This window comes from uncultured Tissierella sp. (assembly GCF_902479755.1).
In the GTDB taxonomy this organism is placed as follows: Bacteria; Bacillota; Clostridia; order Tissierellales; family Tissierellaceae; genus Tissierella; species Tissierella carlieri.
In genome coordinates, this window is record NZ_CABSQO010000077.1 from 1 (window position 1) to 8,089 (window position 8,089).

7 protein-coding genes are annotated in these 8,089 nt (G+C 30.0%); all 7 read right to left on the reverse strand.

Translation table 11 applies throughout. The annotated features are described in order from the left end of the window. Positions 1-98: 98 nt before the first annotated feature. Positions 99-794, reverse strand: coding sequence for a cyclase family protein (locus tag RDK80_RS19830; protein WP_308525290.1), 696 nt, complete (start codon positions 792-794; stop codon positions 99-101). A 141-nt stretch (positions 795-935) separates the two neighbouring features. Further along, a complete protein-coding gene (locus RDK80_RS19835) occupies positions 936-1,523 on the reverse strand; it encodes an isochorismatase family protein (protein WP_094904490.1) in 588 nt (195 codons plus the stop codon). Positions 1,524-1,547: 24 nt separating this feature from the next. Then, positions 1,548-2,606: an NCS2 family permease gene (locus tag RDK80_RS19840; RefSeq protein WP_308525291.1), complete on the reverse strand. Its 1,059-nt coding sequence runs from the start codon at positions 2,604-2,606 to the stop codon at positions 1,548-1,550. Positions 2,607-3,106: 500 nt separating this feature from the next. After that, complete coding sequence (locus tag RDK80_RS19845) at positions 3,107-4,483, reverse strand: sigma-54 dependent transcriptional regulator (protein ID WP_094904488.1); 1,377 nt, start codon at positions 4,481-4,483, stop codon at positions 3,107-3,109. A gap of 2 nt (positions 4,484-4,485) precedes the next feature. Continuing rightward, entirely contained in the window at positions 4,486-6,204 is a 1,719-nt protein-coding gene (locus RDK80_RS19850; protein ID WP_216559394.1) for a transporter substrate-binding domain-containing protein, read from the reverse strand. Positions 6,205-6,381: 177 nt separating this feature from the next. After that, positions 6,382-6,612: a DUF896 domain-containing protein gene (locus RDK80_RS19855; protein ID WP_308525292.1), complete on the reverse strand. Its 231-nt coding sequence runs from the start codon at positions 6,610-6,612 to the stop codon at positions 6,382-6,384. Positions 6,613-6,665: 53 nt separating this feature from the next. Then, the gene (locus RDK80_RS19860) at positions 6,666-8,009 is read right to left on the reverse strand and encodes an MATE family efflux transporter (protein WP_308525293.1); all 1,344 of its coding nucleotides are present in this window, start codon (positions 8,007-8,009) and stop codon (positions 6,666-6,668) included. Between the last annotated feature and the right edge of the window lie 80 nt (positions 8,010-8,089).

Here is an 8,089-nt window from a genome sequence, read left to right on the forward strand (position 1 = left end):
AGTGATACTGCATATATTGATCCGCTTCCTCCTGATATTCCTACCACTATCTTCATTGTATTCCTCTCCTTATACTTTTCCTTTCATAAAACTATAAATTACTCCTCCACAAGAGCAACGGCTCTAATAGGTGATCCCGTACCTTCTCGAATTTTTAATGGCAACCCAATATATAAGAATCTTTTGTTTGCCACCAAATCTAAGTTACATAAGTTTTCTGTATTTGTAATATTGTACTCGCCGCATACTAAATGGGCAGAGAAGTCAGTATCATCTGGGGTTAAATCTATGGCTGGTGCATCTACACCAATGTTTACTACACCATTTTCGGCTAACCACTTAGCTGCATCATAGCTTAACCCAGAATAATCTGTCTGAAATTTTTCTGTGCCAAAATTCCTATTATGATGGCCTGTATATAGTAATACTATATCCCCTTTTCGAATTGATCGACCTGACATTTCCAAAGCATCCTCTAAATCCCTAGGTTCAATGTAATTAGGATATCTAATATGACTTAAATCTAAGCATATGGCACTTCCCCAAAAATATTCTAACGGCATTTTATCTATAGTAGGTCCATTAGGGTTATATTCCCACACCCCATCACTATGGGTACCTCCATGCTCACTGATTAGAAGGTTTCTTGCTGAAAATCCTAAAGTTTTACTTCCAGTAGCCTCCATATTCTCTTCATGTGTCATATTGGTCATTATAAATGTCTTTTGATGCATAGGAAATACTGACATACCTTGATATATTTCTTGTGACAAATCAATAAGTTTATATCCCAAGGCTATTCCTCCTCGTATAATATATTTATAACTTCTTTTACAACTATACCCTTAATATATTTAATATCCTCATCTTTTAATATTCTCTATAATCTTTACAATACTAGGGCACAGAAAAGCGCCCTAGTATTGTAAAATCTATTATAAAGTGTCCATTAATTCTTGCGATGTAACTACATCTCCAATGACATAATCAATGTTTTTTAAGAATGCTTCATGTAGCTCTATGCTTGTACCTGCTACGCAATCAGAAAGAACTATTGCATTCATATCTCTTTGCTGCGTATCTAATGCAGTAGCATATACACAAACATTCGTTGCTGCTCCTGTAATTATTAGGCAATTCTTTTTAAGGCCTTTCATCAATATTTCTAGATCAGTAAGATAAAATCCACTATATCTCCTTTTAATAATTACATAATCATCATCATCTGGTTCAAGTTCATCTAATATCTCGATTCCTGGTGTTCCTTCCAGACAATGTTCTGGTTCGCTTCTTTCCAATTCTAGTCCAAAATCTACTTTTTGTGTTCTATGACTTTCCTTAGTGTAAAATACAGGAATATTATTATTTTTTGCCCACTCTTTTATTCTTCTTATATTTGGAATTATTTCTCTTCCGCCAGGACATTCTATTGGTGCTCCCTCAGAAATAAAATCATGCTGCATATCAACAATAATTAATGCACAGTTCTCTTTTTTTATCTTCCATAAGTTGTTAATAGACATAAATATCCTCCTCAAATTAATATTTTAAAATATATTCATTAAAAACCTAGTAGCTATACCAGCGATCATCCCTATAAATGGATCAGTGACAGCTGTTACTATAGCTGTTACACCTCCTACAATTGGTGTACCTTCTAACCCTAGACCCATATGGGAGGGAAATACGACTATAGCTCCTAGTACAAATAAAAAGCCTGCTATTGATTCACTAGGCACATATTTAGCGATTTTTGGCAATAGCTTAGTAAACAAAATTGCTGCTATGATAAGCATCATTATAACTCCACTTATGACTGGGTTAGGCGCTACTGCTGTACCACTTATTATAGCCTCAACAGGCCCACCCCCAAAGAATGCACTTACAGCATCAGCAATACCTGAATATAATGTTACAGCGTCTACATTAACTGGTTTGTTTGCTATACTGCCTGTTATACTTGAGTAAGCAATATTTCCACCAATTTGAAGTGTTACTACAGCCAAAGTACTACGAATAACATTTTTACTAAAATTAAATTTTAGCGGTATGAATCTTTCATATTCTAGATTCACTTCTTCATTATTAGATACTTTATTTTTTTTATTTAAATATAGCCATAATAGCGAACTAGCAAAAACACTTATTACTATGGTATATACTAAATTGCTAGTTAGAAAGTAAGTAAAAATAGCTGTTAACATAGAAACTCCACCTGCTGTCTTATCTGCCTTAACCATATCTATTCCTACTTTAGCTAGTAAAAAACCTACTCCTGCCATCATTCCATTGAGAATAGACGGTCCTATAAAATCAATTGTTGGCTGTAATAGTCCTATCCCACCAATTATAGCCATCAAAATACCAGTAAAAAATACAATATTTAATCTTTCATTTCTATCTTTACCCAAGGTTCCAGCTAATACGATTGCTTCAGCTTGAAATGATATTGGTGCAACTTGACCAAATAACAACATTCCTACAGTACCTGCAAGAAAACCTAATGCTGTGGGAAATGCTCCAAATCCAAAATTTAGTGCAAGTAACCCTTGTGGTAACCCATTAATTACTACAGCTATGGCTGCTAGGAAATCTTGAAAAGTCATTTACGACCACTCCTTTAATAGTAATAAATATCATATTACAATATCACCAATAATTCTTAATACATAATACTTCCATAGTAAGTATAATAATTTTGGTTAATATAGGTATTATCCTACTTACTTATCCAACAAATTTAATATATAGTATCCTAGTTATCTCATCTAACCCCTCCTTGGAAGCATATCATCTTATTTACTCAGTCACTAAGTATTGATCACTCCTCCTTAACTTGTAATATTTATTCTTTATAATCTACTTAATATATATTGCAAATACTATACCAAAACTTTACTAATTCTAACCCTGCAAATTTAGCCATTCATAAAATAGATTGAGAAAATGAAAACGATATCTGCGGAACTTTTTTCCTTAGATATCGCTTATTCGACTTTTTTCTACAAATTGTTTGAATTTTCAACATTTATATGAGTTTTAAATTACAGAAAAATTTTCCTCTTTATTGGCGAGGGGAAATATTTTCTTAATTTCTATTATGAATTTAATTATTCTTTGTATCTTTTTCTTCCATATATTTTTTAAACTTATTTCTTATAGTTCTATCTGTTATGCCCAGCACTTCAGCTGTTTGTTTCTGATTATGGTTACATAATTCAAAGGTTGATAAAATAACCTTTTTCTCAATATTTTCCAAAGTATCTCCTATGAATACTGGTATCAATTTCTTACCTACTATTTTATTGGATTTTCCATCTGGATTTAAATGCGCTAAAATATCTTTTTTAGTTAATACTCCCCCTTCTGAAAGCGCTATTGCTCTCTCGATTAAATTTTCTAACTCTCTAATGTTTCCGTTAAACTCATAATTCTCCAGTGCTTCAATAAAATCATATTCCACCTTATCAATGTTCTTGTTTAAGATTCTACTATATTTATAAATAAAGTGATTGACTAAAAATGGAATATCTTCTTTACGTTCACGTAAGGGTGGTAAATTAATATTTATAACGTTTAATCTATAATATAAATCTTCTCTGAACCTTCCTTCATTAACTAAGCTAAATAGGTCTTTGTTTGTAGCTGCTATAATTCTAACGTCCACGTCAATTTCTTCCTCTGCTCCAAGGGGTGTTATCTTCTTCTCTTGAATTGCATGTAGAAGCTTGCCTTGTAGTGAAATATCTAAATCACCTATTTCATCTAAAAAAAGTGTTCCTTTATTTGATAATTCAAAATATCCTTTTTTATCTTTCATTGCACCAGTAAAAGCACCTTTTTTATAACCGAATAATTCACTTTCCAATAACTCACTTGGGATGGCCGCACAATTAACTGTATTCATTCGTTCTGCCCTTCTATTTCCCATTTCATGAATTGTCCTTGCTAATAAACCTTTACCAGTCCCACTCTCACCAGTTAATAATATATTAGAATCAACATTTTTTATTTTCTCCACAGTATTTAATACATTTTTCATACTTTCAGATTTAGATATTATGCCATATTCATAATATTTTCCCCTTGTTTCTTCCTCTAAAGTATCTAACTGTTTATATAGATTATTTACCTCTACTCCCTTTGCAATTATGAATTCTAATTCCTTTAAGTTAATTGGTTTTGTTAGATAATTGAATATTCCACTTTTAATAGCTTCTATAGAAGATTTGATTGTACCAAATGCTGTTATTATTATTACCACAGCATTTGGATTAATTTCTTTAATCTCATAATATAAATCCATACCATTTTCATTTCCAAGCTTCAAATCTAATATGGTCACAGATATATCATTGTTAATAAAATAATACAAAGCATCTTTGGAATTATACGCTAAAAACAAATTATATTTTTTCTTTAAAGCAAATTTAAAGGTTTCAACAATTGATACATCATCATCTACAATTAATATATTATCCATTATTACATTTCTCCTTTATTGTTAAATATCAAAGAAACTTTCGTACCATTTTGTATATTGGTTATTTCAATATTACCGTTATTTTCCTTTATTAATTGATAGCATATAAATAAACCTAGTCCCGTACCACTTGGCTTTGTAGTAAAAAATGGATCAAATACCTTTGATAAATCTGATTCAGCTATAGGCTCTCCATCATCTTCAATTACTATTACTTTAGTGTCTTTGTTCTCAAATGAATATATTTTAATTATCCCACTTTCTTTTATAGAGTCACTTGCATTCTGAATTAAATTTATTAAAACCTGCTTAAGTTGGTTAGGGTCCGCAATAATTGAAAATTCTTCTGCTATATCTATACAAAATGTAATATTCTTCTCAGCTTTTATCAATTTATAGAATAAGCTCAAAAGCTCATTATCAAAAAATTGCTTAACATTAATCGTTGTCAATTCTGCTTCTTTTGGCTTTGAATATTCCAGTAGATTAGAAACTAATTTATTTATATAATCTACTTGTTTTGGTACATGGTAAAGTAATGATTCCCTAAACTCTTCTTCATCAATATGTTCTGGCATCAATTCAGTAAAATTTTTAATGCTAGTTAAAGGATTTCTCAATTCGTGAGCTACATTTAATAAAAGAAATCCTAGTGATTCCATTTTATCTTTTCTTATAAGAAATTCTTCTAGTTTTGTCTTTTCTGTAATATCCTTAAAGTTAATCAATACACCCATTAACTCGTTTTTTTTATCTAAGAGCTTAATATAATTTACTTCAAGATAATAGTATACATTGTCTATATTAATCTTGATCTTACCGTAATATGCATCTTGATAATAATCTAGTATCCCTTGAATAATATTTATATTAAATATATTAGCTATTTCAGTCTCATAAAAAGATTTAAAAATTAAATCTTTGGAATCAATATGCAGTAATTTTTCTGCAAAATTATTAACAGCACTAATTCTACCTAGTTTATCAATATAGATTACTCCCGTGTCCACATTTTCGATAATTTGCTTACCATAATAAACAATATTTTGACCAAACCATTTATCGTATATACTCTCATAAACTCCATTTGCTTTTATTCTATCCATACCAATTTTAAATTTAAAAGCAGTATTTGAGTTACCTTTATTAAATGCAATACCATATCTAGTTATATTTATTGGCTTTCCTAATAGCTTAAAACCACCTTTAATTCCTAGCTTATCCATATAATAAAGTAATGTAAGCTTATTCCCAATAACTATATCTACTTCTTTTGACAGCAGCAGTCTTAAATTATTCTCATGGTTTGTTGATATTAACATTGATTTATTATTACCACGGGAGCGAATTTTTTTTATTAACTCATATCCGTCATTTTCTTGCACAGCAACTTTATAATCGTTTAAGTCTGTTAAATCATTTAAGTCATTTCTATCAATCAATGCAATCGCTGAATGAAATACAGTTATATATTCTGATGCAAAAACATATTTTTCTATTCGTTCTCTACTTATAGACATGCCCTGAATCGCATCGCATTCTCTACGTTCCATTTTTTTTATTGCATCATCCCACTCTAATAGCTCTATATTCACATCAAATCCCATCTCTTTAGCAATACTTTTAGTTATATCAATATTAAATCCTTCTATAGCACCTTTTTCATTAATAAATTCAAAAGGCGGATGTTTTATACTAGCACAAATCCTCAATTTATCCATTTGAATTCTCCTTTTGTAAGTTGCCGTTTTCCCTATATTATCTACATATAAAATAAAAATAATCTTATAGAATATTCTTAATATTATTTTTATAATATCATACTGAAGCTATTTTGTAGACATAAAATTATTCAAAACAAAACTTCCCTCAATCCTAAAATGATTAAGGGAAGTTAATTAGTTTATATATTTTGTTTTTCTTTGATCTTCTTTTAATTTTTCTGGAGTAACGTCATTTCCTTCTTCGTCTAATACTTTTACATGCATAAGGGTATTTTTCATATTTCCCCTAAATATGGCTAGGTATTCTTGACGTAGCCTCTGTTGTTCTTCCTTTTCTGATTCTGTTAATCCAATAGTCTTGGATTTATGCACAAGTTCGTTTATTCTCTTTATTAAATCCTTCATCTAATCTCTCCAATTCTTTATGAATTACTTATTAGATTTTATCATGTGTTTAATCATTCTTCAACAAGTAAATCTTTCTTCTTCATCCACTTATATATAATAAATCCGATACTGTCAGCAAGTGCCCATCCTATTGGAACAGACCACCATATCCCTTTTTGTGCTATAGATGGAATACTTGAAAGTACATATGCCATAAGAACTCTGGTACCTAATGAAATTATTGTAAGAATTAGTGATACATTTAATGCACCAATGCCCCTGAAAAATCCATAAAACATAAACAAAAATCCTATTAATACATAAAATATTGAGATTATAGATAAATATTGTACACTTAGTCTTATCACATTAGTTTCATTTGCATTTACAAATATCTTCATTAGATTCCCTGAATTTATATAAATCAATGTAGACATTATTAGACAGAATATTATTATAGTCTTTACAGCAGACTTCAATCCTTGAATTATCCTACCATTCTCTTTAGCCCCTTTATTCTGAGCTACATAGGTTCCAAAGGCATTCCCAAAGTCTTGAACAGGTAAATATGCTATAGAATCTACCTTACCAGCTGCAGTAAATGCTGCAATAGTATCTGATCCAAAAGTATTTACAATACCTTGAACACATACCATTCCGAAAGTCATAATGGATTGTTGAATTGATGTAAGAAAGCTAAATTTACCTACTTTCTTTGCTATCTCTCTATCGAATACTAAATCTTCCCGTTTTAGTCTAATAAATGGTACTTTGGCAAAGGCATATATTAAACATAAAATTGAAGAAACAGCCTGAGCAATTATTGTGGCAAGAGCTACTCCAAATACCCCCATATTAAAAACTATAACAAAGACTAAATCTAATACTATATTTATTATAGCTGCCAATATTAGAAAGTATAAAGGTGTTCTTGAATCTCCAATAGATCTAAGAAGAGCTGAACAAGCATTATAAAGATAAACAAATATTAATCCTCCAAAAATAACCTGCAAATATACTTGAGAATCTGCAAATATATCTTCAGGTGTATTTATGAGCTTTAACATTCCATTAGTGTTAAATACTAAAACAATTGATAATACTAATGTAAAAATTCCTATAGATAAAAATGATATATATATGGTTTTTCTAAGATTAGAATAATTTTTTTCTCCAAAATAATAGGAATATACTACTGAAGCACCCATACACAGTCCAATTATTACAAATGAAAAAAAGTTCATAAGCATAAAGGATGAACCCACTGCTGCTAATGCATTCTTTCCTACAAAATTTCCAACTACTACTGAATCTACTATATTATATAATTGCTGAAACAAGTTTCCAATTAACATGGGGAAGGTAAAAGCTATTAAAGTTTTAGTTGGATTCCCCTTTGTCATATCTGTTATCATTTATTTTCATTCCTTTCTCTACCTGTACTATTGTAGTGTAACATGAATAGAGATATAATTAAAATAGTAAAATATTATAG